General features: G+C 47.3%; 22 protein-coding genes and 1 pseudogene. 7 read left to right on the top strand and 16 right to left on the bottom strand.

Annotation, left to right across the window (positions count from 1 at the left end; genetic code table 11):
* Positions 1 to 94 precede the first annotated feature (94 nt).
* The 14 genes and pseudogenes from lipA to WH43_RS00505 all read right to left on the bottom strand — a co-directional run bounded on the left by lipA (position 95) and on the right by WH43_RS00505 (position 14,533).
* Positions 95 to 1,062: pseudogene (lipA, locus tag WH43_RS00570) on the bottom strand (lipoyl synthase).
* 1 nt (position 1,063) lies between these two features.
* Positions 1,064 to 1,717: a lipoyl(octanoyl) transferase LipB gene (gene lipB, locus WH43_RS00565; RefSeq protein ID WP_053422725.1), complete on the bottom strand. Its 654-nt coding sequence runs from the start codon at positions 1,715 to 1,717 to the stop codon at positions 1,064 to 1,066.
* A 71-nt stretch (positions 1,718 to 1,788) separates the two neighbouring features.
* Positions 1,789 to 2,070 carry a DUF493 family protein YbeD gene (gene ybeD / locus WH43_RS00560; protein WP_053422724.1) on the bottom strand — a complete coding sequence of 94 codons (282 nt, stop codon included), beginning with the start codon at positions 2,068 to 2,070 and terminating at the stop codon, positions 1,789 to 1,791.
* A 146-nt stretch (positions 2,071 to 2,216) separates the two neighbouring features.
* A complete protein-coding gene (locus WH43_RS00555) occupies positions 2,217 to 3,389 on the bottom strand; it encodes a D-alanyl-D-alanine carboxypeptidase family protein (protein WP_053422752.1) in 1,173 nt (390 codons plus the stop codon).
* A gap of 57 nt (positions 3,390 to 3,446) precedes the next feature.
* Complete coding sequence (locus WH43_RS00550; RefSeq protein WP_053422723.1) at positions 3,447 to 4,427, bottom strand: septal ring lytic transglycosylase RlpA family protein; 981 nt, start codon at positions 4,425 to 4,427, stop codon at positions 3,447 to 3,449.
* A gap of 9 nt (positions 4,428 to 4,436) precedes the next feature.
* On the bottom strand, positions 4,437 to 5,552 hold the full coding sequence (gene rodA, locus WH43_RS00545; protein ID WP_053422722.1) for a rod shape-determining protein RodA: 1,116 nt from the start codon (positions 5,550 to 5,552) through the stop codon (positions 4,437 to 4,439).
* Positions 5,549 to 7,375: a penicillin-binding protein 2 gene (gene mrdA, locus WH43_RS00540; protein ID WP_286049366.1), complete on the bottom strand. Its 1,827-nt coding sequence runs from the start codon at positions 7,373 to 7,375 to the stop codon at positions 5,549 to 5,551. Before mrdA ends, rodA begins: the two co-directional genes overlap by 4 nt.
* Positions 7,376 to 7,565: 190 nt before the next feature.
* Positions 7,566 to 8,036, bottom strand: coding sequence for a 23S rRNA (pseudouridine(1915)-N(3))-methyltransferase RlmH (rlmH, locus tag WH43_RS00535; RefSeq protein WP_053422720.1), 471 nt, complete (start codon positions 8,034 to 8,036; stop codon positions 7,566 to 7,568).
* 4 nt (positions 8,037 to 8,040) lie between these two features.
* Entirely contained in the window at positions 8,041 to 8,361 is a 321-nt protein-coding gene (rsfS, locus tag WH43_RS00530; RefSeq protein ID WP_053422719.1) for a ribosome silencing factor, read from the bottom strand.
* A gap of 52 nt (positions 8,362 to 8,413) precedes the next feature.
* On the bottom strand, positions 8,414 to 9,076 hold the full coding sequence (gene nadD / locus WH43_RS00525; protein ID WP_053422718.1) for a nicotinate-nucleotide adenylyltransferase: 663 nt from the start codon (positions 9,074 to 9,076) through the stop codon (positions 8,414 to 8,416).
* Positions 9,057 to 10,109, bottom strand: a complete 1,053-nt coding sequence (holA, locus tag WH43_RS00520) for a DNA polymerase III subunit delta (RefSeq protein WP_053422717.1) — start codon at positions 10,107 to 10,109, stop codon at positions 9,057 to 9,059. Before holA ends, nadD begins: the two co-directional genes overlap by 20 nt.
* Positions 10,109 to 10,579, bottom strand: a complete 471-nt coding sequence (locus tag WH43_RS00515; protein WP_053422716.1) for an LPS-assembly lipoprotein LptE — start codon at positions 10,577 to 10,579, stop codon at positions 10,109 to 10,111. The genes holA and WH43_RS00515 overlap by 1 nt, the downstream gene beginning before the upstream one ends.
* Before the next feature lie 15 nt (positions 10,580 to 10,594).
* Positions 10,595 to 13,183, bottom strand: a complete 2,589-nt coding sequence (gene leuS, locus WH43_RS00510; RefSeq protein WP_053422715.1) for a leucine--tRNA ligase — start codon at positions 13,181 to 13,183, stop codon at positions 10,595 to 10,597.
* Positions 13,184 to 13,360: 177 nt separating this feature from the next.
* On the bottom strand, positions 13,361 to 14,533 hold the full coding sequence (locus WH43_RS00505) for a serine hydrolase domain-containing protein (RefSeq protein WP_053422714.1): 1,173 nt from the start codon (positions 14,531 to 14,533) through the stop codon (positions 13,361 to 13,363).
* Positions 14,534 to 14,682: 149 nt separating this feature from the next.
* Between WH43_RS00505 and WH43_RS00500 the strand changes: the two genes are divergently transcribed.
* The 4 genes from WH43_RS00500 to yjjG all read left to right on the top strand — a co-directional run bounded on the left by WH43_RS00500 (position 14,683) and on the right by yjjG (position 18,485).
* Complete coding sequence (locus WH43_RS00500) at positions 14,683 to 15,138, top strand: zinc ribbon-containing protein (RefSeq protein ID WP_053422713.1); 456 nt, start codon at positions 14,683 to 14,685, stop codon at positions 15,136 to 15,138.
* A 200-nt stretch (positions 15,139 to 15,338) separates the two neighbouring features.
* Positions 15,339 to 15,839: a Lon-like protease helical domain-containing protein gene (locus WH43_RS20145; protein WP_286049365.1), complete on the top strand. Its 501-nt coding sequence runs from the start codon at positions 15,339 to 15,341 to the stop codon at positions 15,837 to 15,839.
* Positions 15,821 to 17,725 (top strand): Lon protease family protein, encoded by a 1,905-nt coding sequence (locus tag WH43_RS00495; RefSeq protein WP_286049369.1) that lies wholly within the window; start codon positions 15,821 to 15,823, stop codon positions 17,723 to 17,725. The genes WH43_RS20145 and WH43_RS00495 overlap by 19 nt, the downstream gene beginning before the upstream one ends.
* Before the next feature lie 82 nt (positions 17,726 to 17,807).
* Complete coding sequence (gene yjjG, locus WH43_RS00490; protein ID WP_053422712.1) at positions 17,808 to 18,485, top strand: pyrimidine 5'-nucleotidase; 678 nt, start codon at positions 17,808 to 17,810, stop codon at positions 18,483 to 18,485.
* Positions 18,486 to 18,556: 71 nt separating this feature from the next.
* Here yjjG and WH43_RS00485 read toward each other — a convergent pair whose 3' ends face one another.
* Entirely contained in the window at positions 18,557 to 19,219 is a 663-nt protein-coding gene (locus WH43_RS00485) for an EF-hand domain-containing protein (protein WP_053422711.1), read from the bottom strand.
* Positions 19,220 to 19,571: 352 nt separating this feature from the next.
* Between WH43_RS00485 and WH43_RS00480 the strand changes: the two genes are divergently transcribed.
* A complete protein-coding gene (locus tag WH43_RS00480; RefSeq protein ID WP_053422710.1) occupies positions 19,572 to 20,213 on the top strand; it encodes a DUF2959 domain-containing protein in 642 nt (213 codons plus the stop codon).
* Between the two features lie 22 nt (positions 20,214 to 20,235).
* Here WH43_RS00480 and WH43_RS00475 read toward each other — a convergent pair whose 3' ends face one another.
* On the bottom strand, positions 20,236 to 20,721 hold the full coding sequence (locus WH43_RS00475) for a hypothetical protein (protein ID WP_053422709.1): 486 nt from the start codon (positions 20,719 to 20,721) through the stop codon (positions 20,236 to 20,238).
* Between the two features lie 218 nt (positions 20,722 to 20,939).
* On the opposite strand from WH43_RS00475, the gene WH43_RS00470 reads away from it, so the two are divergent.
* Positions 20,940 to 22,781, top strand: a complete 1,842-nt coding sequence (locus WH43_RS00470) for a glycoside hydrolase family 3 protein (protein ID WP_082335613.1) — start codon at positions 20,940 to 20,942, stop codon at positions 22,779 to 22,781.
* A 2-nt stretch (positions 22,782 to 22,783) separates the two neighbouring features.
* A complete protein-coding gene (locus tag WH43_RS00465) occupies positions 22,784 to 23,197 on the top strand; it encodes an ACT domain-containing protein (RefSeq protein ID WP_053422707.1) in 414 nt (137 codons plus the stop codon).
* The last annotated feature ends 5 nt before the right edge of the window (positions 23,198 to 23,202 follow it).

Here is a 23,202-nt window from a genome sequence, read left to right as displayed (position 1 = left end):
CAAATCCTTCAGTTCGTTGCTTTGAGCATAGTTGTTTTCGGAATGAAAAGACAGAACGGGCAGTTAAATTTAACTGCCCGTACAATGAGTTATCTTAACTGACTTCTTCACCAGCTGCCTGGCGATCTGCATGATAACTCGATCGCACGAACGGGCCTGAGGCAACGTGTTTAAAGCCTAACTCGTAACCAATACGTTTAATTTCGTCAAATTCATCCGGAGAAACGTACCGTTTTACCGGTAAATGATGCTTGCTTGGCTGCAGGTACTGGCCTACGGTCAGCATATCGACGTTATGAGCACGTAAATCGCGCATCACTTCGATGATCTCTTCTGTGGTTTCACCTAACCGACCATCAGGCCTGATTTGGTTGATACTTCAGGATGAGCTTCTTTGTAGCGACGCAGTAATTCCAGTGACCACTTGTAGTCAGCACCAGGGCGAGCCAGTTTGTATAAACGTGGCGCAGTTTCCAGGTTGTGGTTAAACACGTCTGGTGGGGTTTGCGTCAGAATATCCAAAGCTGCATCCATACGGCCACGGAAGTCCGGCACCAGGACTTCAATTTTAATAGCCGGACTTTCGCGACGGATTGAGCTGATGCAGTCGGCAAAATGCTGTGCACCACCATCACGTAAGTCATCACGGTCTACCGAAGTGATCACCACATATTTCAGCGCCATATCTTTGATGGTCAGTGCCAGTTTTTCCGGCTCTTCTGCGCTTGGTGGCAGAGGACGACCATGAGCGACATCGCAAAACGGACAACGTCTGGTGCAGATGGCACCTAAAATCATAAAAGTGGCTGTACCGTGGTTAAAACACTCGGACAGGTTAGGACAGGACGCTTCTTCACAGACCGAATGCAAACCATGTTTGCGCATAGCGCCTTTGATTTGTTCAATACGGTCTGTGCTGCGTGGTAATTTGATTTTTAACCAGTCTGGCTTACGTAACATTTCGTCACGTTCAGTTGGTAATACTTTGACTGGGATCAGGGCCATTTTGTCGGCATCACGTAACTTAACGCCTGGTTCCATACGAGCTGTTTTGATGGTCATATTACTCACTTAACCCTGTTTTGTGCTCAATCTGGCTCACCGCCAGTTGAGCCACAAATTGTGACTGCAAAGCTTGTTTTGCTTCGTCCACGCTTTGTGGACCTGCAATATCTTTGGTTTGGATCATCTGCATGCCGGCATAACCACATGGATTGATCCTGGAAAAAGGTGACAAATCCATATTCACATTTAAAGCCAGACCATGAAAGGTACAGCCTTTTCGCACCCGCAATCCAAGCGAAGCGACTTTTTGTTCCTGTACGTAGACACCGGGTGCATCGGCTTTGGCATAAGCTGAAATACCGTAAGAAGCCAAAGCTCTGATGATGACTTGTTCAATCAAAGTCACCAATTCACGCACACCCAGCTTACGTCTTTTGATATCCAACAACACATAAGCGACCAACTGGCCAGGACCGTGATACGTCACCTGGCCGCCTCTGTCGACTTGCACTACGGGGATATCACCCGGCATCAGCAGATGTTCTGCTTTACCAGCCTGACCCTGAGTAAAGACCGGGTCATGTTCAACAAACCACAGCTGGTCCGGACTTTGTTCGGTCCGCTCATCTGTATATTTTTGCATGGCTTGCCATACCTGAACATAAGGCTGGCGCCCTAAATCCCGTATCACTAAGCCTTGAGAGTCAACCACAACGAACTCCGGTTCAGTTGAAAGTGCTGATATTATACCTGCTCTGCCAGCAAAAAGGGCAGTGCCACTCGTCAGATCACATAACGAACCAGTTCTAAACGGCCAAGTTCAGTGTACAGCAGTTCCATATGTTCTTTACTGGTGACTGTGACTGCGACGCTGACAGAGTGATAATTGCCTTTACTGCTTGGGCGGACCTGTGGATTGTAGTCGTCGGCTTTGGCATGTTCTTGCAGCACAATTACGATATGATCCACCAGTTCTGGTACAGCGACGCCCAGTACTTTAAAGTTCACAGAGCATGGAAACTCTAAAAATTCATCAAAGCGGGTGTCTTTTACTTCAATTGTCATGATGTTCTGCTCACAAAAATAATCTTTGTCTATTCTAACAAAAAGTCCCGGACTTGCCGGGACTAATTTGGAGATGGACTGTATTTCCATATCCGAAGTAATTGGAGTTGCAGTCAACACAGCTGCAGCTTCAAGTACGAAAGGTATTACTGAAAACGCATTTTCACCATATCGACTAAACGACTGATGATGCCTGCTTGTTCAATATCTTCCAGCGCCACCAGCGGGAACTCGGCGATATCTTTGTCACCTAATTTCAGATACACAGTGCCTAATACCTGCCCCTTAGATATGGGGGCAATCAGTTCCTGATTCAATTTAAAGTCAGCTTTTAAATCTTTACGCTGGTTACGTTGCAAAGTGATAGGCGTTTCTGCCAGTACACCTAAAGTAATGATTTCTTTTGTGCCTTGCCATACACGCTGTTCAGCAAACTTTTCACCTGCTTTGTAAGGGGAGAAAGTTTCAAAGAAGCGGAAGCCATAGGTCAGTAACTTTTTGTTTTCGGCCTCACGGATTTTGGCGCTTTCAGTCCCCATCACCACTGAAATTAAACGCATATCGTCTTTGGTGGCTGAAGTGATCAGGCTGTAGCCCGCCTCTGAGGTATGACCCGTTTTGATACCGTCCACATTCAGGCTTTTGTCCCACAACAAGCCGTTACGGTTGTATTGTTTGATGCCGTTAAATACATATTCTTTTTCTGAGTAAATTTTGTATTCTTCCGGTGTATCACGAATGAGGGCAACTGACAGCTTTGCCATATCACGGGCTGTGGTACGTTGAGTCTCATCTGGTAAACCATGGCTGTTGGCGAAATTAGTGTTATCCATACCCAAACGCGTAGCATGTGCGTTCATCAGTTCCACGAAAGCACCTTCAGTGCCGGCTATATGTTCAGCCATAGCCACACAAGCGTCGTTACCTGACTGAATAATAATGCCACGGTTTAACTCTTCAACGCTGATGGTTTCACCCACTTCGATAAACATTTTTGAAGAGTCTGAATACTGCTTAGCCCAGGCGTTTTCAGTGATAGTAACTGGATCTGATGGTTTTATAGTGCCGTTTTTGATTTCTGTACCGATGATGTAGCTGGTCATCATTTTCGTCAGGCTGGCAGGCGCTAGTAAGCCATCCGCATTACCCTCCGCCAACACAGCTCCCGTATGATAATCAATCAGGATGTAACCTTTGGCGTTCACTTCAGGAGGTTGCGGCGTCATTTGCGCTGCGGTCAGAGGGGCTGTTTGTCCGGCTGCTAAAAAACTGGCAACACCAAAGGAGCAAGCAATAAAAATTCTGGAGTACGTATTCATGAGACCTTTCTTATGTTGTTGAGCTGTGTTCATTCTTAAACTAAATTAGCCGTGGTGTTAGCCACAGCTTTTTTTATCTGTGATGTAAGCCGACGGATACTCGGCACTTCTAAAACGTTCCAGCCAGCTGTTCGCTTCGGCCGCTGATGGCATTGGACCCGCGAGTAACCGGAAAATTCCATTGCCATCATTAATTTGTGTCGAAACCGACCACTGTTGCTGCAGATCAGCCCCTAATTGCTGTAGTTTTTCTCTGTTACCACTGGCAACCAGCTGAATAAAACAACCGGACACTTTAGGCCCTGCATGTGCTGCTACAGAGGTTGGAGCGACAACAGCTGGCATAGCGGCAGGAGCTGCAACACTGCCAGGCCTTGGGCTTGCTGGATTAGAGGCTATAGTGGTTTCTTCAAACTGATTGCTTCTGCTGCCAAGGCCCATGGCATAACTTTCCTGACTGGTCATGGCAGGTGAGGCTAACAGCTCCACCTGAACACGGGCTGTACCTTTGCCCATCATGCCAATTTTATAAGCAGCAGAATAGGATAAGTCGATCACTCTGTCCTGATGGAAAGGACCGCGGTCATTGACCCGCACTATGGCTGATTTCCCGTTATCCAGATTGGTCACTCTGACGTAAGAGGGTAAAGGTAAAGTTTTATGCGCAGCAGACATGGCAAAGACATTGTACGTTTCGCCATTGGAGGTCAGATGGCCATGAAACTTATGGCCATACCAGGAGGCAATACCTGTCTCTTTATATTCCATCAAGTCAGTTCGAGGTGAATAATCCACGCCATAAATATTATAAGGTTTATTGCCACCGCGACTTAAGGCTTCTGCACGGGGTTCCGGGTCAGTCATTTCTAATAAGGTGGGAAGCCGATCCGGATGACTGTCAGTGGCTTGCGAATAGCGGCCTTTGTTTGGTTCTTCCCAACCTTGATTGGTTTGTGTAGAACCTGAGCTTGATTCTGGTGTTTGTGAACAGGAAGCCAGCATCAGGGTACAGCATAAAGCGCTTATTTTTTTTATCATAGGTTCGTTCTACTGCTGAGCTAAAAGTCGTTTATGGGTGCTGATTGACATTAGAATACCAAAACCAGCCATCAGTGTAACCATGGAAGTCCCGCCGTAGCTAATCAAGGGCAGAGGTACACCTACTACGGGTAACAAGCCTGATACCATGCCAATGTTAACAAACACGTAAACAAAGAAGGTCAGAGTAATACTACCTGCCAGCAACTTGCTAAAATTGTCCTGAGCACGGCTGGCGATAATCAAACCACGGGCAATGATAAAGGCATACAGGGCGAGCAGGAATAGTACACCTATCATGCCCAGCTCTTCGCTGAACACTGAAAAGATAAAATCAGTATGGCGCTCAGGTAAAAACTCCAGTTGCGATTGAGTACCATGCATCCAGCCTTTGCCTTCAAAACCACCCGAACCTATAGCAATTTTCGACTGAATAATGTGATAACCAGAACCTAGCGGATCACTCTCTGGATTTAAAAAGGTCAGGACCCGGCGTTTTTGATAGTCGTGCATAAAAAATAACCACATGGTGTAAGACGCAACCGGGATGATCATGGCGATGGCGGTAATAATGCGCCAACTCATGCCGCCTAAAAACAGCACAAAAACACCAGCGACAAAAATAAGAATAGAGGTGCCTAAGTCCGGTTGTTGCTGGATCAGTACTGTCGGGATAGCACACATGACAAAACCAATAATCAGGTGTTTAAATTTCAGCGGCAATGGATGAGAGGACACATACCAGGCAACAGCCATAGGTACGGCCAGTTTCATTACTTCGGAGGGCTGAAACTTCATAAAACCTAAATCCAGCCAACGCTGCGCGCCTTTGCCTATGTGACCAAAGGCCAGCACCATCACCAGCATAGCTGTACCAGCTAAAAACAGCGGAACGGCCCAAAAACTAAAGGTCTGAGGTTTCACCTGCGCCAGCAATAACATAGCGCCAAAGGCAATCAGAAGTCGTGTACTGTGCGCGGCCATCATATCCCAGTGCTGACCGCTGGCGCTGTATAGGACAAACAAACCGGTGCAGCACAACACCAAGAGTCCGGCAAATAAAGGGCCGTCCAGATGCAACTTCGCCAGAATTCCTTTGTGGGTCGGATCTTTTAACAGAGTCATGGTTGAGCTCCGGCTGCGCTTTGACGGGTAAAGTAATGATCCATCATTTTACGGGCTATAGGACCAGCGTTGGCACCACCACCACCGGCGTTTTCTAAGGCGACAGTGACCAGAATGCTTGGATTTTCAGCCGGAGCGTACGCTATAAACATCGCATTATCCCGGTGGATTTCCTTAATTGCATTGGCATCGTACTTCTGATTTACCGCCATATTAATAACCTGAGCTGTACCTGATTTACCAGCCGCGCTGTAGCTGATGCCTTTAAAGGCATTAAACCCTGTGCCTCCTTGTACCATCACTGTCTGACGCATAGCCTCTTTGGCAATACGCCAGTTATTGTGATCTTTAACTTCCATCGCAGTTTGTAACGGTGCAATCAGACTGGTGTCCTTTCCCTGGCTGCGGAAGTAGCGTCCCATATGAGGAGTGGGTCTTTGGCCATCATTAACCAGAATAGCGGTGGATAACGCCAATTGCATAGGAGTTACGCTCCAGTAACTTTGGCCTATACCCAAAGACACCGTATCACCTGGGTACCAGCTTTGTTTGTGTCTGGCTCTTTTCCACTCTTTAGAGGGCATCAGACCTGCGCTTTCTTCCATTACATCGATGCCGGTGCGGGAACCAAAGCCAAACTTTTTCATGTAATCAGAAATTTTGTCTATACCAAGCTTCACGGCCAAATCATAAAAATAAGTGTCACAGCTTTTGGTAATAGCGGTGTAGACATCAACCCAGCCGTGTCCCCATTTGACATGGTCACGGTAAGGACGGCTGTAGTTTGGTAGTTTATAAAAACCAGGGTCGGGAATGCGGGTTTGTTCTGTCACTGTACCATTTTCTAATCCCAAAACCGCCATATGCGGCTTAATAGTCGAAGCGGGTGGGTATACACCCTGAGTCACTCTATTGACCAGTGGACGGTTAGGGGAATTCAGCAGCTCACGGTAATTTTTACCGCTAATGCCATGTACAAATAAGTTCGGGTCATAACTTGGGTTACTGTAAAAGGCTAAAACTGCACCATCCCGTGGGTCCATAGCTACGATAGCTCCGCGGTTGTCGCCAATCAGTTCCTGGGCTTTTAGCTGCAGGCTCATGTCGATGGATAAAATTAAATCATCACCAGAGGTGGCTGGTTTAGAGTCCAGAATACGGATCACCCGGCCTCTGTTATTCACCTCCACTTGCTCAAAACCGACCTGACCATGTAACTGGCTTTCGTAAAAACGCTCCAGCCCTATTTTGCCGATGTCACGACTAGCCGCATAGTTAGCACTAACGCCTTCTTCCTCGAGCTTCGCCAGCTCTTTAGCATTAATTTTGCCGATGTAACCTAAGGCATGGGTAAAGAGTTCACCAAAAGGATAATGTCGGGTTAAGCGAGCTTCTAAAGTCACACCCGGCAGTCTATGTTGGTTGACCGCAATAATGGCGACTTCCTGCTCTGTCAGATGCTCTTTGATTGCGATACTGACAAAACGTCTGTGGTACTTTACTTCTTTTAAAAACTCTTGCTGGCGCTCTGGCGTAATTTCAATCAGGCGGGCAATTTCAGCCAAAGTTTCAGGAATATTTTTCACTTGCTCCGGAACGAGTTCCACCGAGTGGATAGGACGGTTTTCCGCTAACAAAATGCCGTTACGATCGTAAATCAGGCCCCGGTTCGGCGGCTGAGGAATAAGTTTAATACGGTTACCATCGGCACGAGTCATATAGTGCTCGTGCATCACCACTTGTAATTTGTATTGATTAAAAATCACCACACAAAAACAAATCAGTACTACAGCAAAGCCAAACAACGCCCTTTGATTAAACATCTGGCTCTCGGCTGCTGGATCCTGAATTGACGGGCGTTTTTTAATCATGGTTAGTCGCGGTGATAGACAAAAAGAGGATGGCCGATACTCCCACAAATCAGGGGTACAACAAAATCAAACAAAGACTTTTGACTAAATAGTTGATTTTGTGATGCCAGAACCTGTGTAGGCGGGAAATGATTCATAATAATTATTCGCGATGGTAAGGGTGATTAGTACTGATACTCCAGGCCCGGTACAAGCTTTCTGCCAGGACAACCCGAACCATGGGATGGGGCATCGTCAGCGCAGACAAAGACCATTTACCTTCACTGGCTGCGATACACTCAGGTGCTAAGCCTTCAGGGCCGCCCACCAATAAACACACATCACGGCCGTCCATTTGCCATTGCGTCAGTTTTTGTGCCAGTTGTGGACTACTCCAGTTGGCACCTTCCACCTCCAGCGTGATAATGCGGGCACCTTTGGGAATCGCTGCCAGCATTTTTTCGCCTTCGGTTTCAAGAATACGTTTAATATCCGCATTTTTTCCGCGTTTACCAGCCGGAATTTCAATGAGCTCCAGTGGTAAATCACGCGGAAAACGACGGGCATATTCCTGATAAGCCGTAGAGACCCAATCGGGCATTTTGGTGCCGACTGCAATCAGCATTAACTTCATGCTGTTAAACGCTCCAGAGTTTCTCTAACTGGTAAAAACTGCGGCTCTCTTCCTGCATCACATGGGCAATCACTTCACCCAAATCAATCAGTACCCATTCCCCTGAACCTTCGCCTTCAATGCCTAACACACTGACTCCGGCTTTTTTCGCTTCTTTGACCAGATGATCGGCGATAGAGCGGGTATGACGGTTTGAGGTGCCTGAACAGATCACCATGGCATCCGTCACATTGGATTTTTCTCTGACATCCAGGCTGACGATATCCTTGGCTTTCATGTCGTCCAGCTTGTCGAGGACGAAGGCTAATAAATCTTGTGCTTGCACTTTTAACTCCGGGGTCTAAAAACGCGACATGTTAACACTTTTTGTTGTGATCTTATATGCCGCTGTACAGCCTTTCTGTTTTTATATATTGCAGCACTTCGGCTGGTATTAACTGAGTAAGTTCGTCGCTTTGCTGGTTTTTTTCCAGCAATGCTCTGATACGGGTTGCGCTTAGATCCTGCGGAGGATTATCCAACAGCATAATTTTGCCTGCGTCCAACAAATGCAGGTCTTGCAGAGAGTTTGTGCCGTAGTGCTGCAGCAGCGACGGGCAATCACCATCTTCGGCTGAACTGCCTGGTCTTTGGCAGACCACCAGATGTGCTAACTGCAAAATATTTTGCCACTGATGCCACTGTTTAAAGTACGCCAATGAGTCCATGCCCATCACAAATAACAAGCCACCCCGCGGATACTGTTCACGTAATAAACGCAAACTATCGACAGTGTACGAAGGGCTCTGTTTATTCAACTCGAGTGATTGAAGATGCACTCCCGGAATATGCTCAATGGCGATTTGTACCATGGCCGCTCTGTGTTCTGCGCTCACACCTGGGCTTGCTCGATGCGCTGGCAGATGACAGGGCATCAGTTGCACTTCCCGCACTGCACAGTGTTTTAACACGTACTGTGCGCAGGCTAAATGCGCCATATGTATGGGATCAAAAGTGCCACCAAAAACGGCAAAAGCGCGATCAGGGCGTGAAGTCGGCATAACGCTGCTGCAATGAAAATACTTTGGAGACAGGGCTGACCAATAAACTGCTCAAATGTGCCAAAGCCAGTTCAGGGTTATGTAGCGCGCCGGATTTAAAAGCCCGGTCGAAGGCCGCTAGTTCCTGTTGCACGTACCCCAACCATTTAGCGGGTAAACGTGATACTGCTGTTTGGTACATAGGTTGGCGTTTAGGCCAAATTGCATTTTTTTTGAAAAAATCAGCCAGCGGTTTACCTTGCTGCTGGGCCAGATGCATTTGCATCAAGGTAGTGACTTCTTTTTGCAATTGCCAGGCAATAATTACAGGCTCAGTGTCCTGCTGTAACAGGCGGTCAAGACGGTGCAAAGCTTCATTTCCCTGACCTGCGAGTAAAGCATCGACTAACTGAAACACCGAAAAATGCGACTGATCCGCTAAATGTTGTTCTAATAGTTCTGCATCTATAGTGCCGCTGACCAGACTTAACCCCAGTTTCTCCAGCTCCTGTGCCGCTGCTAATAAATTACCGGCACAATGATGCTGCATTAGGGTAATTGCATCTGGGGTTAAGTGTAGTTTTAATGCAGAGGCGCGTTGTTGTAACCAGCGCTGAAACTGTTGATCATCCAGCGGATAAAACTGCACTTGAACGGCTTGTTCTGCTAAGGTTTTAAACCAGGCAGATTTCGCGTAATCATTGGCGTTTTTAGCGGCGTGTAACACCAGAATTAAATCCGGGTGTAATAACGAAGGCAACTGTTTTAATAGGTCACTGGCACCTGTCGGTAACTTGGCCGGCAGTTCCAGCTCAAAGACACGACGGGGTGAAAATAACGATAAGTTATTCAGTTCCATCAGAAAGTCGTTCCAGCTGAAACTAGTGTCCCAGCTGTAACTTTGCCGTTCTTCAAAGCCGTGTTTTTTCGCTGCAGCACGGATTAAATCTATGCTTTCCTGCTTTTGCAATGGCTCTTCACCAAACACCAGGTAAACAGATGTCAGGCTTTTTTGTAACTGTGCAGCAAGCTGATTGCTATACAGTTTCAGCATTAGTTAATCCTGTTTAACTGACGGATGATGCGGCTGGCTGCCTGACTTCTCAGTTCTTGCAGTAACAAATCCAGCTCTTTGGCTTTGGCAAGCGCCAGGTTTGGGTCGTCCTGATAGTCACGCGTCAGTTCAAACTGAAACTCCTGAATATCCTGTCCTGGTAATAGCACTTGATATTTCACCCGATAAATCAGTTCGTATTCTGCGACCTGACCATTAGGAAATAACGATAAGGTGCGACGCTCCAAACTATCCTGCTGTAGCATCAGGGCTGGTGCTTTAGGGTCGAGTTTTGTCAGCAATTTCACAGCATTACTTTCCAGCTGTTCAGACAACAGACTGGCCAGTTCCGAATGTTTTTTCGCGTCAACGAAAATAGCTGGATAACGCTCAAGCGGCAGGCTACCACGTAAGTGGAAGCCACAGCTGGTCAGAAGCAGGCTGCCAGCAAGCAACAGCCCTGTCCACATCAGGTTTTTTTCATTTTATCCTACGGCCAGACTCAGCAGTTTACCCGGCACATAAATCACTTTACGAATAGTGACGCCTTCCAGGAAACGCTGAACATTTTCTTCAGCATGAGCAAGTTCCAGTACTTGTGCTTCTGTCGCATCAGCGGAGACAGTCACTTTAGCCCGGACTTTACCATTTATTTGCACCACCACCAGTTTTTCATCTTCCACCATAGCAGCCGCATCAGCCACTGGCCATGGGCTTTGCTCCAGTGCTGTTGCAAAACCTAACTCTTTCCACAGGTACTGCGACAAGTGAGGCGTGATAGGGTTTAGCAACTGAATTAAGGTCTGAATACCTTCACGTTTCACTTGTTTATCGGCGTCCGTCTCAACCGGCGCTTTTTGTACTTTATTTGCCAGTTCCATAATGGCTGCGACAGCGGTGTTAAATACATTACGACGACCGATATCGTCAGACACTTTAGCGATCGTTTTATGAATATCACGGCGCAAGGCTTTTTGGTCTGAGTTTAATTCCAGTGATGTCACTGCTGTGTTGAACAGCTCTTTGTGTTCAGCCGCTAAAGTCCAGATCCGGCGTAAGAAACGGTTTGCACCTTCTACGGCTGAATCCTGCCATTCCAGAGTTTGCTCTGGTGGTGCAGTAAACATCATAAACAAGCGCACAGTATCGGCACCGTATTGGTCGATGACCAACTGCGGGTCAATACCATTGTTTTTCGACTTGGACATTTTGCTCATGCCTGCGGATAACACCGGCTTGCCATCTGCTTTTAAAACAGATGCTGTAATACGGCCTTTTTCGTCACGCTCTGTTGCTACATCGGCAGGCGAGAACCACTCTTTACCACCGTTTTCAGTTTCACGGTAGAAGGTTTCAGCCAATACCATACCCTGACACAACAAACGTTTAAATGGCTCATCACATTGGACTAAACCTACGTCGCGCAACAGTTTATGGAAAAAGCGTGAATACAATAAATGTAAAATCGCGTGTTCGATACCACCAATATATTGATCAACCGGCAGCCAGTAGTTGGCTTTAGCCGGGTCCAGCATGGCTTTGTCATGATCCGGGCTGCAGTAACGGGCATAGTACCAGCTCGACTCCATAAAGGTGTCGAAGGTGTCGGTTTCATGCAACGCAGCCTGACCTTGATAGGTCGTTTTTGCCCACTCTGGATCGGCTTTGATAGGTGAGGTGACACCGTTCATGACTACATCTTCAGGTAAACGTACCGGCAGCATCTCTTCTGGTACCGGCACTTGAGTGCCATCTTCCAGTGTCAGCATAGGAATAGGTGAACCCCAGTAACGTTGACGGGATACACCCCAGTCACGTAAACGGTAATTCACTTTCACCTGACCAATACCCATAGCCGTTAACTTGTCGGCTATGGCTTTAAAAGCAGCGGCAAAATTTAAACCGTTAAATTCGGCAGAATTCACCAGCACACCTTTTTCAGTAAAGGCAGCAGTGGTTAAATCACAGACAGCAGTACTGCCAGCTTCTGGCTGAACCACTTGTTTAATCGCCAGACCGTATTTAGTGGCAAATTCAAAGTCGCGCTGATCGTGACCCGGCACCGCCATCACTGCGCCTGAGCCGTAATGCATCAACACAAAGTTAGCAACCCAGACCGGTACTTGCTCGCCTGTTAAAGGGTGAATAGCAAACAAACCTGTTGGCGCGCCTTTTTTCTCCATGGTCGCCATATCGGCTTCGGCCATTTTGCCGCCTTTGCAGTCGTCAATAAAAGCCTGCAATTCTGGATTATTGACCGCAGCTTGCTGGGCTAATGGGTGCTGAGCTGCAACGGCAACATAAGTCACGCCGTATAAAGTATCAGGGCGGGTGGTGTAAACCGTCATGGTCTGATCTGAACCTGCGACTTTAAACTCGATCTCTACGCCTTCAGAGCGGCCGATCCAGTTTTTCTGCATGGTTTTAACTTGCTCAGGCCAATCGTCTAACTGGTCTAAGTCTTGTAGTAATTCTTCAGCGTAATCAGTGATTTTAATAAACCACTGCGCCAGTTCGCGCTGCTCAACTAAAGCACCTGAACGCCAACCACGACCATCTATGACCTGTTCATTCGCCAGAACACACTGATCGACAGGATCCCAGTTCACCGTGGCCATTTTTTTGTAGACCAAACCTTTTTCAAACAGCTTGGTGAAAAACCATTGTTCCCACTTGTAGTATTCTGGTTTACAGGTGGCTACTTCACGGTCCCAGTCATAACCAAAACCTAAGCGTTTTAGCTGGCCTTTCATATAGTCGATATTGGCGTAGGTCCATTTGGCTGGTGCCGTTTTATTGGCAATGGCAGCGTTTTCAGCCGGCAATCCAAAGGCATCCCAACCCATAGGCTGCATCACATTTTTGCCTTGCATACGCTGGAAACGGCTGATCACATCACCTATGGTGTAGTTACGCACGTGGCCCATATGTAAACGGCCACTTGGGTACGGGAACATGGAGAGGCAGTAGTATTTTTCTTTCGAAGCATCTTCTACTACTTTAAAGGCGTTTGTTTGTTCCCATTCCTGTTGCAGCTGCTGTTCAATCAACTGCGGATTATATTGTTCGTGCATTAAAAACCTTCCAACGTGAAGTCAAAACCAGACCGATGAAACCGGCGGAAAAAATTGCCGCTAGCATACCGCAAGCGGGGGGGGCGCAACAACAGGCACTCTGAGGAATATCACTCATGCGCAGCATAAAATATCGCGCAGCACAAAAAGCCCCACAGCAGACAGGCCCGGTTGCGCTTAGTCTGTTGCGGAAGAGGGCAAAGCGTTCAGCACTTTACCCACCAGTTGATCCAACTCGTCGCCATTGCCTATCCAGCGTGCGACCATCAGCAGATCGTGGTCTTTGTCGATGTAAATAATATTGCGGCCTGCGCCCTGAAAAGTCACTGCGGTTTCGGGAGCACTTGGTAAAGCCTTCCGGCCTGGATTTAAGAACCAGTTGGCAAAACCATATTCAGGGTTCGCTGGGCCACCAGTGCTGGCAAGCCGGATCCATTCTTTGCTGATCAGTTGCTTGTCCTGCCACTTGCCATCCCGTAAGAACAGATAACCAAAACGAGCTAAATCCCAGGCATTAATAAACATGCCACCGCCCCAATGGCCGCCACCTGACACCGACTGCATCTTCTGACCATCCAGCTCAATCCAGCTGTTGTCATAGCCATACCAGCGCCAGGTCGATGAAGCGCCTATAGGCGTCATGATGTGTTCGTTCAATACTTGCGGCAGAGGTTTACGCCAGACATACAAGGTCGATAATGCCAGCAGGTTGACCCGTACATCGTTGTATTTGTAATAACTGCCCGGCGTGCGTAACGGCCGATGTGGCCAGTCAGCCGGTGTTTTGCCTTCAGGTCGGTCAGCCCAGTCGGGTTTGCCCCACAAGGTACCTTGCCAGTCGCTGGTTTGACGCAGCAGATGATCCCAGCGAATTTTGCTGTTATGCGCGCCTTGATATAAATCAACGCCATGGGGCATGTAGCTGCTTACGTTGTCCTGCAGGTTATGAATTAAGCCTTGTTGCCAGGCAAGGCCTGTGACAGTGGTTAAAAAGGTTTTGGTGATGCTATGGGTCATATCCACCGCCTCTGTATCGCCCCACTGCGCTATCACTGCACCTTTGTAAATAATAATACCGTTGGCCGGTGCACGAGTTTTCATCGGACCAATAATCTGATCATAAGGCTCTTTAGCACCAAAAGTGGTGGCCTGAACTATGGCTTGATCCGGGGCTGCTTTGTTTTCGGCTTTGATGGCGTAATCCACTGCCTGTTGCAGTAGCGCGGTATTTACTTTTAGTTCGGCGGCTGGTTTTTGTTGCCATTGCCCTGCGGGTGGAAAGTACGCAGCGCTGTTGCTGGCAGAGCTAAAGAGCAAAGCCACGGTGGTAAAAGCAAAATAAAGTTTCATCAACAACCCCTTTTATAGTTCTGTTTGCAGACTGAGCTTCAGCGTTAAAAGCCGCAATAGTCTTGCGACTAAAAAACTGGGCTACAGGTTTAAAACTCAGTTGTGCGTTTTTAGCCGACTATACTAAAGAAAAGTAGTAAGGAGGATTTATGTCCGAATTTAAAGATAAATATCAGAATTGGCTCAATGAGTTAGCCATTATGTTCAAAGAAGGGCGGCAGCAGCAACTGGATAATCTGGTGAGCTTTGCCGACACAATCAAAGCTTATGCCAAAGCGGGTAAAGAGCTAACGGCTTATGAAACTCAGCTTTTTATCGAAACATTGAAGCGTCAGGCCACAGAATCAGAGCCAGCGCCCTCACTCTGGCCTGAAACATTGTGGTATGAGCTTTCGCTGATCACCGACAAAACCCAGATTGAATGGCAGGAACTGATGCAGGATTTAGAACATCAGGGCACTTATACCCAAGGTGAAGAAGTAGGCATGGGGCTGTATCAATGTCAGCAATGTCAGCAACAGCTGGCTTTTTATCATCCGGCCGAATTAGGTGCTTGTGTCTATTGTGGGGGGACGCAGTTCAGCCGACAGGGCCTGCCTTTTTAAGACCGTCGTCCTTGAAGCTGCAGCTTTGTTGACTGCGCCACTCGCCCCAGTCACATAGGTTAACTATGCTCCTGGGGTCTCAGAGGCTTGTCGCCTCCCTGCAACTCCAAGTTACTTAGGTTTACATCATTCATTTTATTCAATGATTTGTTAAGATGACGGAAATTGTAGTTTTCATCTTTCAACACTGAGCAGGTTGCATGACGCACAACAGCCACAAGTATGCTTTAACCGCCGAACATTTAGGCCCACAATTGCATAAAAAACTGATCCAGCAAGCGCTGGATGTGACGGGTTTATCCAGCACTTTTATTGGTCAGGACAGAGCAAAGGCGGCATTAAATTTTGCCATTGGCATGGATATGCCAGGTTACAACCTTTATGTCATGGGTGAGCCTGCTTTAGGCCGTTACACCTTAGTGCAGGATATTCTGCAGCAAGCTGCCAGCGAAAAAGCCACGCCGGATGACTGGTGTTACATCAATAATTTCGACGATGAGCGTATTCCGGGTACCTTACGTTTAGTGCCGGGTGAAGGTAAGGTGCTGGTCAAAAAGGTCGAAGCCTTAATAGACGAGCTGCTCGATACTTTCCCTGCAGCTTTTGATAACCCAGGATATCAGCGCAAGAAAAAAGCCATACATCAGCCTTTGACGATAAATACGAAGCCGCTATTGCTTTGGTGGAACGCAAGGCCTTAGAGCAGCAAGTGGTACTCTATGAAGAAAATGGTGCAGTCAGCTTTTCGCCTGTGGTCGATGGAAAAGCCTTGGATGACAGCGAGTTTGCTAACTTATCTGAAGAAAAACGCCAGTTTTTCTATGATTTAGTCTCCGATCTTGAAACTATATTAAACGAGCAGTTGCTGGAATTACCGCAGTGGAAACGTGAGTTGTCAGAAAACCTGCGAGCATTGCGCCGTGACACTATAGAACAAGCCATTAAGCCGTTGCTAAAACAGTTAGAACACGACTATTCAGGCGAACTGGGCGTATTACGTTATCTACGTGAAATGAAGCCTGCTTTAGTCAAAGCTATGCTGGAACTACTGCCGGAAGAGGCCGAAAGCGATAAGCTGGAGGAGCTGGACATTCGCAGCATTTTTGTTGGCGACTTTGTGCCTAATGTGTTGATGCATCATGAATTAATGGACGGCGCTCCGATCATTTTTGAGCCGAATCCAAGCTACGGCAACTTATTTGGCCGGGTGGAATACAGCTCGATGCAAGGCTCTTTGTACACCAACTACCGCATGATCCGTCCCGGTGCTTTGCACAAAGCCAATGGCGGTTATCTGATCCTGGATGCGGATCGTTTGTTATCTCAACCTGCGGTTTGGGATGCGCTGAAACTGGCGCTAAAAAGTGGTGAAATAGTAATAGACACCTTAAGCGAGCATGCGGTCACCAACTCGACTATTATCACGCCCAAAGCTGTACCGCTGAGTGTCAAAGTGGTGCTTTTGGGGTCACGGGATTTGTATTATCTGGTGCAGGACGTGGACGATGAGTTTAATGAACTGTTCCGCGTCTTAGCTGACTTTGAGCATTATTTGCCGTTTAACGAACAGACAGTGCGTTTTATGTCGTTGCAAATTCAGGATCAAATTCAGCAAATGGAGATGGAAACCTTGTCAGCCTGCGGCTTAAAGCAGTTGCTGAATTTCAGTTTCCGTCAGGCTGAACATCAACGCAAACTTTCTGCCCGTTTTGCTGAAGTGCTGGAGCTGGTGCGCGAAGCTTGTTTTTACGCCATTCAGCATGACTCGTCTGAGCTGCGTGCTGAGCATGTGCAAATGGCGCTGGAAGGCAAACAATACCGTACAGGCCGCATCAGTGAATCCTTTTTGGAAGATATTCAGGAAGGCCAGATTTTAATAGACACAGACGATTGGGCGGTCGGCAAGATTAACGGCTTAACTGTACTGGAAATTGGCGATACTGCTTTTGGTACGCCAGCTCGCATCAGTACCACAGTTTTTGCCGGTTCCACTGGTGTGGTGGATATAGAACGTGAAGTTGAGCTGGGTAAATCCATTCACTCCAAAGGGGTCATGCTGTTAACAGGTTATTTAGGTGCTAAATACGCTCAGCATTTTCCACTGACCTTATCGGCCAATATAGCGATGGAGCAATCTTACGGCTTAATAGATGGCGATAGCGCCTCTTTGGCTGAGGTTTGTGCGCTGATTTCTGCTATTGCCGATATTCCTATTACCCAAAGTCTGGCGGTGACGGGTTCTATTAACCAGCATGGTCAGGTGCAGGCTATAGGTGGCGTGAACGAAAAAATCGAAGGTTTCTTCCGTTTGTGTCAGTCCCGTGGTTTAACCGGCAAACAAGGCTGTATTATTCCGGCCAGCAATCAGTTGAATCTGGTGCTGAATGAAGAAGTGATCAAAGCGGTTGAACAGGGCCAGTTCCATATTTATGTCGTCAAAGGAGTCGATGAAGCGCTGGAACTGCTGATGGATATGCCGGCAGGTGAACGCAATAGCAAAGGCCAGTATCCAAAACGCACTATCAACTACCTGGCACTGCGTCGTCTGGAAGACATTGCAGCTATAGTCAACGGCTCCGATGATTAACGCCTTAGATCAGAAGATCAGAGCTACCAGCTCTGATCCACAACTCAGATAGTCCCTCGACTACGATGTGAAGAGAAAAAACGTGAAAGCTTTTAATTGGATTTTATTCGACGCCGACGAAACCTTATTTCATTTTGACGCTTATGCTGGTTTGCAGTTGCTGTTTAAAGGCTATGGCGTGGATTTCACCACCCAGCATTATGAAGACTATCAGGCACTAAATCAGCCACTCTGGCTGCAGTATCAAAGCGGTGAAATTACTGCGAAACAGTTACAGGAACAGCGTTTTAGCTATTGGGGGCAGCAGTTAAATATTGCGCCTTCAGTGCTTAATGCTGGCTTTTTACAAGCCATGGCAGAAGTTTGTACTCCTTTGCCTGGTGCTGTCAGTTTACTCAATGCGCTGCAAGGTAAAGCCAAACTTGGCATTATCACTAATGGTTTTACCGACTTGCAGCAAATTCGTTTAGAGCGCACTGGTTTGCATAATCACTTTGACATTCTGGTGATTTCTGAACAGGTGGGGGCGGCCAAACCTCATCCGCAGATCTTTACGCACGCCAAAGAGCTGATGGGAAACCCCGATCCGTCGCAAGTACTGATGGTGGGAGATAATCCTGTCGCTGACATCAAAGGTGGCAAAGATGCAGGCTTTTACACCTGCTGGTTAAATCGCTTTGATGCCACCTTGCCCGCAGGCATAGTACCGGATTGTGAGGTCAATTCGTTGTCACAGCTTGAAGCCTTGTTGATCCGATAAATGGGGGGCAGCATCCGTGCCAGACACCCCGATACTCCTGAGTTTTACACTCTTTTATTCGATGCTTTAGTTCAGGCTGTGATATTTACAGCGGAGCCTGATTGAGCATGTGTTTTGGTTTGACCACCATAAGTATCCATGAGCTGTTGCATAGTATGGCGAAGCAGCTGGCTGATATTTTCACTCTGATCAGAGCTGCGGCTTACCTTGTTGGCTAAAGACGAAGACTCAGTGTGCTGGCTTTCCCTGAAACTTCTTGCTTCCTGCATCGTCACTTTGCCATCTCCGTCTGTATCTGCACTGTCAAAGTTAGCCAGCAAAGATTGCAGAGCTTCGGTGGACTTGTCATCCTCCTGTTCCAGCTCTTCCAGTAAAGCGGTCAGCTCGTCTTTTGACTTGCCGCTGTCTTCTGGTGGAGCAGGTCTGTTCCCCATAGTGCCCTGAGCGCTATACAAAAGGTTACTGAAGTTATCGCTGAACTCAGAGCTGGTCAGCTGGCCATCTCCATCACAATCCAGCGCACTAAACAGCTCTTCACTTTTTGTACTGGCTTTGTCGTTTTGCAAGCTACTGAGCGGGCTTGAGAAATCGCTTTGCTCTAAATAGCCTTTATTTTGACTGTCTAATTTGCCGAATAAATTACCCGCAGCTTCAGTCAGTTGTTCCTTGCTAAGTTGTGGCCTTATAGCGTACCCGGTGTTGTACGCACTTTGGCCAGAGAATTGAATGCTCATTCAGGCTCTCCATCAAACGCGACCGGAATTGATCGCCCGGATAAACTGCAAAGTGCCGACCAAAACTGGTTTAGATCTGTGTGTTCTGAGTAAAGTTGGGTTAGGAAAGGTTGGCTAACGTATGTAAATACAGATCTTTGTTCAACAAAATGGATAAAACAGCTATTGGACGCGACGGTTATTTGGCCAGCTTTAATGCAGTGGCAAAGTGTTGCCTTCCCGTTATTGGCCGGCACCACTGTCTGCAAGTTTGGGTGCATTCTGCAGTTAAGCTCTGTACTATCGGTGTTTTATCAGAGAATGTAAGGCCAAAGTTAAACACCGATGTTGGTGTGAAATAAAGGAGTGATGGATGCGTCAAATCCCTGTGTTACTGCTGCTTAGTCTTTGTCTGGGCGGTTGCCAGCAAGCTTACTATGCCACTATGGAAAAATTTGGCGTGGAAAAACGCGAAATTCTGGTTGATAGGGTCAAAGATGCCCGGGATGCTCAGGTCGAAGGTCAACAACAGTTTAAAGATGCATTGGATGAACTCAGTCAGCTGTTGAAGTTTCACGGCGGCGATTTACAGCGGAACTACGAAGAGCTGGATGCGGAGTATCAGCAAAGTGTCAAAGCGGCCGAATTGGTCAGCAACCGTATTAACAAAGTGGAATCAGTGGCTGATGCTTTGTTTAACGAATGGCGGGATGAGCTGGAGCAGTATCAAAGTGCCAGTTTAAAATCTCAAAGCAAACAAAAGCTGGTGACGACAGAAAAACAGTTTGATGTGCTGCTAAAAAAAATGCGCTCTGCTGAAAAGAAAATGCAGCCAGTGCTTAAAATCATGCATGACAATGTCTTGTTTTTAAAACATAACTTAAATGCCAAAGCCATAGGTTCTATTCAGACTGATTTTGCTGGATTACAGCAGGATGTCAGCAGCCTGATTAGCGAAATGAACAAGGCCATTGCTGATTCGAACAAGTTTATTGCTCAGATGCAGGCTGAATAACTGCGCGGATAAACAACGCCGATTAGTTGATCGGCGCTTGTTGTGGTTTTAGAGTGGTCGCTGTCCCAGCAGGTTTTAACAGTTCCAATTGGGCTTTGGCTTGCTGCTCTTCGTCTTTTTGTTTAATACGCACTAACGAAGCGTAAAACTGTGCTGCAGTAAAAGACTGGGTCGATTGGATCAGATCGCTGACATCAGCAGTGCTTTGCTGCAACATCTGCTTAAAGATTTCCAAATGGCCATTCTTTTGCAATAAAGGCGCCAGGTTGGTTTCCTCAGCACCATCTCTGATGGTGTAGTACTTCAGTAATAACTCGGCTCTGGCCGCTAAAGTCAAAACAGGAGCATCTGCAGCACGGACAGGGCTTGTCGTTGTTTGTTCTGTTTTCACTGGCGTTTTTTCGGTTTCCGCTTCTGTTTGAGTCAGAGAATTAAATAAAAAAGCGGAAACAATCAAACCACTAAACAAACCCCAGAAATAGCTTAACAACGGTGTGGGCTTATACATAACAACCTGTCCTGATACGGCATAACAACAAAAGACTGCAGGGATTATAACTGTCCATACCAGCATCAATGCAAACTTTTCTCAGTTTTTCTGTGGCAGAACGCCAGATTTCTCCGCTAGAGGGCCGGATTTTATCTGGTAGCTACAAAAAGTTGAGCCTTTGCCCTGATCCTCCGCCCTGATATAGTGGCGCCATAAACTCAGAATGTGGTGACCAGATGAAACAATATGCACTGCTGCTGGCTGTGATGACATTAAGTGCAGGAGGATGTATGGGACAAAAATCAGTGGATCAACAGGATTTACGCCGTCAGATAGGGCAAAAACTGATGATCGATTTACGCCACTTTTGCGCTCAAGGCAGCTCAGCGCAATGCAAAACTGATCTGACTGAGTTACCCAAAGAATTTTCCGGCGCTATCACTCAACTGCATTTAGGTGGTGTCATTCTATTTGCCAATAACTTAAAAGATACCAACCAAATCCGCCGTCTGACTGCTGATTTACAGCAAGCCAGCAGTGATGGGTTGCCCTTGCTGATTGGTATCGATCAGGAGGGCGGTCGTGTGGCCCGTTTGCCGACATCAGAGTTTCCGGCTTTTGCCGGCAACATGGCCATAGGTGCAACTTTGGCATCTTCAGGCACTCGTTATGCCACAGAAGTTGGTCAGGCTATAGCGCAGCAATTAAAGTCGCTGGGTATTAACTTAAACTTTGCGCCCAGTGTGGATGTCAACAACAACCCAGCGAATCCAGTGATTAACGCCCGTTCTTTTGGCGATGAGGCTGCAGCAGTGGCTTGGGCGGGCGGCGCTATGCTCAGTGCTATGCAGAATGCCGGTGTACTCGGCACAGTGAAGCATTTCCCTGGCCATGGTGATACTCATGTCGATAGCCACACAGGTTTACCTTTGGTCGAACACGACAGAGCCACGGTAGAGGCGGTTGATTTATACCCGTTCCGGCAGCTTATTAAACAGCATCAACCCGCTATGGTGATGACGGCACATATTCAGTATCCGGCACTGGATAACAGTAGTTTAACCACTAAATCCGGTGAAGCAGTAATCAAACCTGCCACGTTATCCCGCGCTATCCTGACCGACTTATTGCGCGAAGATATGGGTTTTGATGGCATCATTATTACTGATGCATTAAATATGGCCGGGATCAGCCAGTTTTTTGACCCGGCACAGGCGGTGATTGAAACCTTTGCAGCTGGTGCTGATATAGCTTTAATGCCTTATGAAATCAAAACGCCCTCTGATATAGCAGCGCTTCAGGTCCTGATTGATCAGGTGGTAATCGCAGTGCAACAAGGTAAGCTCAATAGCGCTGAGATCGCAGAGTCGGCTCAGCGGATAACCCGCTTACGGCAGCAACTATCAACCCAAACACCACCATTGGTATTGCCAGACCAGCAACGTTTAGCCCAGGATCTGCAACTGGAGCAACAACTCGCTCAAGCCAGCCTGACAGTAGTGGGCATAAATAAATTAAAGTTACCGCTTAATTTAGCCGCTTTAAAACTGCACCTGATCGCCCCCGATCAAACGAAATGCCAAAGCTGGTTGCAGGCGTTGAAGCATTGGGGTGTTCAACCCTTAGCTGTGACCTGCAGTGATTTAACCTCTTCAGAGCAAAATCAAGCATTGGCTCAGATCAAGCAGGCTGATTTGGTACTGGGATCTTTGATATCACCAGCTCAAAGTGCAGCTGAGTTGGGTGTCTTGGCCGACTTACAGGCTTTACCAGCGATGAAGCTGACCGTATCTGAACAAAAACAGCTACTGGTTCAGCTCGTACAACAGGCGAAAAAGCTGGGCAAAAAGACAGTCATGGTATCGTTACGCACCCCTTATGAGCTGGCAGACTTTGCCGATAGTGCGGATGTGCGACTGGCAACTTATAGTTATAACCAAAAGCCTCAGACTGCAGAGCGGCCATTTTCTGGTCCTGCTTATGATGCGGTGATTGGATTTTTACTCGGAAATGTTCAGGCGCAGGGTCAGCTGCCTGTGTCTCTGACTACAGAAGATAAGTCGATTGAAAGGAGATAAAAATGACAGTGGCTATCAAAGCACTGGATCAGTTAATCAGTACTATGCAGCCCGAGTTGCAGCCGGACATTTACGTATATTGTATCTGGCCTTTGGATAAGTGTTGGCATGGACCTCTGCCATTGGCCACTTTTAAAGAAAAAGAAGGATTGACCTTAGTATTGACCGCGCAGCAGGCGCAAGAGTATCAACTGGATATTTTGTTCAGGGCGCGCTGGATCTGTCTGAGCGTGCATTCAGCTTTAGAAGCTGTAGGTTTGACTGCTGCTTTTGCCACAGCTTTAGCTGCTGCAGGCTTAAGTTGTAATGTATTTGCCGGGGCTTATCATGATCATCTGCTGGTGCCTGTGCATCAGGCTGAAGCGGCTATGCAGGTCTTAAAGCAATTACAACAAAGTAAGCAAAACAAAACCTAGAAAAG

Source organism: Rheinheimera sp. KL1 (assembly GCF_001275035.1).
GTDB classification, from domain to species: Bacteria; Pseudomonadota; Gammaproteobacteria; order Enterobacterales; family Alteromonadaceae; genus Pararheinheimera; species Pararheinheimera tangshanensis.
The sequence above is the reverse complement of the archived record's forward strand: the minus strand, read 5'-3'. Positions and strand labels throughout refer to the sequence as shown.

Excerpts from the sequence above, each read along its gene's own strand:
- ybeD (WP_053422724.1), bottom strand. The coding sequence starts at position 2,070 with ATGACAATTGAAGTAAAAGACACCCGCTTTGATGAATTTTTAGAGTTT.
- WH43_RS00555 (WP_053422752.1), bottom strand. The coding sequence starts at position 3,389 with ATGAATACGTACTCCAGAATTTTTATTGCTTGCTCCTTTGGTGTTGCC.
- WH43_RS00550 (WP_053422723.1), bottom strand. The coding sequence starts at position 4,427 with ATGATAAAAAAAATAAGCGCTTTATGCTGTACCCTGATGCTGGCTTCC.
- rodA (WP_053422722.1), bottom strand. The coding sequence starts at position 5,552 with ATGACTCTGTTAAAAGATCCGACCCACAAAGGAATTCTGGCGAAGTTG.
- mrdA (WP_286049366.1), bottom strand. The coding sequence starts at position 7,375 with ATGTTTAATCAAAGGGCGTTGTTTGGCTTTGCTGTAGTACTGATTTGT.
- rlmH (WP_053422720.1), bottom strand. The coding sequence starts at position 8,036 with ATGAAGTTAATGCTGATTGCAGTCGGCACCAAAATGCCCGATTGGGTC.
- nadD (WP_053422718.1), bottom strand. The coding sequence starts at position 9,076 with ATGCCGACTTCACGCCCTGATCGCGCTTTTGCCGTTTTTGGTGGCACT.
- holA (WP_053422717.1), bottom strand. The coding sequence starts at position 10,109 with ATGCTGAAACTGTATAGCAATCAGCTTGCTGCACAGTTACAAAAAAGC.
- WH43_RS00515 (WP_053422716.1), bottom strand. The coding sequence starts at position 10,579 with ATGTGGACAGGGCTGTTGCTTGCTGGCAGCCTGCTTCTGACCAGCTGT.
- leuS (WP_053422715.1), bottom strand. The coding sequence starts at position 13,183 with ATGCACGAACAATATAATCCGCAGTTGATTGAACAGCAGCTGCAACAG.
- WH43_RS00505 (WP_053422714.1), bottom strand. The coding sequence starts at position 14,533 with ATGAAACTTTATTTTGCTTTTACCACCGTGGCTTTGCTCTTTAGCTCT.
- WH43_RS00500 (WP_053422713.1), top strand. The coding sequence starts at position 14,683 with ATGTCCGAATTTAAAGATAAATATCAGAATTGGCTCAATGAGTTAGCC.
- WH43_RS20145 (WP_286049365.1), top strand. The coding sequence starts at position 15,339 with ATGACGCACAACAGCCACAAGTATGCTTTAACCGCCGAACATTTAGGC.
- WH43_RS00485 (WP_053422711.1), bottom strand. The coding sequence starts at position 19,219 with ATGAGCATTCAATTCTCTGGCCAAAGTGCGTACAACACCGGGTACGCT.
- WH43_RS00480 (WP_053422710.1), top strand. The coding sequence starts at position 19,572 with ATGCGTCAAATCCCTGTGTTACTGCTGCTTAGTCTTTGTCTGGGCGGT.
- WH43_RS00475 (WP_053422709.1), bottom strand. The coding sequence starts at position 20,721 with ATGTATAAGCCCACACCGTTGTTAAGCTATTTCTGGGGTTTGTTTAGT.
- WH43_RS00470 (WP_082335613.1), top strand. The coding sequence starts at position 20,940 with ATGAAACAATATGCACTGCTGCTGGCTGTGATGACATTAAGTGCAGGA.
- WH43_RS00465 (WP_053422707.1), top strand. The coding sequence starts at position 22,784 with ATGACAGTGGCTATCAAAGCACTGGATCAGTTAATCAGTACTATGCAG.